Here is a 1,693-nt window from a genome sequence, read left to right on the forward strand (position 1 = left end):
GGCACCCTCGGCCTGGGTCTGGACTCCCTCGCGTTCGTGGACGCCGAGCCGGTCGAACGCGCGGAGGTCTCGCGAGCGCTGCCGATGGTGCGCTGCTACGCCGCTCGCAATGTCGACATGCTGCCGTTGCTCCCGGACTTCCGCCACGAACTCCGTTCGGGCCCCGTGCCGACTCCACCGTTGGGATTCGCCCGCGTTCCCGCCCTCTGACCGCGATCGACGCAGTGACCGCAACATTGCATCGAGTGCCAAAACGCGGAATCCGGGCGTTCGCGGGTTTTGATCAGGGCAGCAGCGACAGGGTGAGCGCGGCCAACCGAGCTGGCGCGGCCACCACGTCGTAAGCCGCGATGCGCCCACCGCGCACGAGGAACGTCACCACGAAATCCGGTCCGTCGGCTCCCGGCACCACCAGGCCGGGCCTGCCGTCGACGAGCACCAGCACCGCCTCGCGCGAGCGCCGCCGCAACGCGAGAGCGCCGTCGGCCACAGCACGGGCGCCGCGCACGACCAGGGCCATTCCGGGCGAGAGCGCCGCCGGGTCGGCGGTTCGCACCACGTCGGGTGCGAGCACCGCGAGCAGTCCGCCGAGATCGCCCTCGCGAGCAGCCTGCACAAAAGCCGTCACCGCGGTCTGATGCGCGAGTAGTTCCGCCGGCTCGACCCGGGCGGGCGCGTGCACACGCAGCCGGGCCCGGCTCGCGAGTTTCTTGGTGGTGGCCGGCGTGCGCCCGAGCATCGGCGCGATCTCGGCGAAGGGCACCGCGAACAGATCGTGCAGCACGAAAGCGACACGTTCCTCGGGGCCCAACGTGTCGAGAACGACCAGCAGCGCCCGCCCGACGGAATCCGCCCGCACCGCTTCGGCTTCGGGATCCACACCCGCGCCCGTCGCCACCGGAACGGAAGTCTCGGGGGGCGCTATCTCGGCGCGACGGGTACGGGCGCGCAGCATATCGAGGCAGATCCGCGATACCACCGTGGTGAGCCAGCCGTCGAGATCGGCGATCTCGGTATCGGTCCCGGCCAAGCGCAACCACGCCTCCTGCACCGCGTCCTCGGCTTCGGCTCCCGAACCCAGCATCCGAAAGGCCACGCCACGCAGGCGGTCGCGCCGTTGTTCGAACGCGCGCGCCGGCACTTCGGTCCGGTCAGTGCGCATCGGTCACCTTTCGCTCGCGCCAGTCGTCTATCCGAGGACGGCACTCGCTGTCCCATCACGGCGGCTGTCTCCACGATGACAGAGGCGCCGATCACCGAAACCGGAGGATCTGATCCGATGCACACCACCTATCTCGTCGTCACCGTGCTCGCGGCCGTCGCCGCCTTGGCAGCTGCCCTGATCGACGTCGTTCGCGCCGACTGGGTACGCGAGAACATGCGCCACTACGGCATCGCGCCCTGGACGCTCACGCCGCTGGCCCTGATCAAGGCGGCGGGTGGACTCGGTCTGCTCGCCGGTCTGGCCTATCGGCCGCTGGCGGTGGCAGCCGCGGCCGGGCTCGTGCTGTATTTCGTCGCCGCCGAATTCACCGTGTTGCGGGCGCGCCAGTACGCGGATCTGGGTTATCCGCTGCCGTACCTGCTGCTCGCGGCCGCTTCGCTGGGCCTCGCGGGAGCATGAGGCAGCTGGTGGCGCGCCCGTGCCCGCGCGCCACCAGCACCTGGGTCAGGCCTCGGCGAGGATGAAGTC

General features: G+C 70.5%; 2 protein-coding genes and 1 pseudogene. 2 read left to right on the forward strand and 1 reads right to left on the reverse strand.

Annotation, left to right across the window (positions count from 1 at the left end; translation table 11 throughout):
• Positions 1 to 210, forward strand: a pseudogene (locus ACFWF3_RS35000) (hypothetical protein); the annotation flags it as partial.
• A gap of 73 nt (positions 211 to 283) precedes the next feature.
• On the opposite strand, the gene ACFWF3_RS35005 reads toward ACFWF3_RS35000, so the two are convergent.
• A complete protein-coding gene (locus ACFWF3_RS35005; RefSeq protein ID WP_379318386.1) occupies positions 284 to 1,162 on the reverse strand; it encodes a sigma-70 family RNA polymerase sigma factor in 879 nt (292 codons plus the stop codon).
• 117 nt (positions 1,163 to 1,279) lie between these two features.
• Here ACFWF3_RS35005 and ACFWF3_RS35010 point away from each other — a divergent pair, with 117 nt between their 5' ends.
• Positions 1,280 to 1,624, forward strand: a complete 345-nt coding sequence (locus ACFWF3_RS35010) for a DoxX family protein (protein ID WP_378996034.1) — start codon at positions 1,280 to 1,282, stop codon at positions 1,622 to 1,624.
• Positions 1,625 to 1,693: the final 69 nt, after the last annotated feature.

The sequence above is a fragment of the Nocardia sp. NPDC060220 genome, from assembly GCF_042727815.1.
Lineage (GTDB): Bacteria > Actinomycetota > Actinomycetes > Mycobacteriales > Mycobacteriaceae > Nocardia.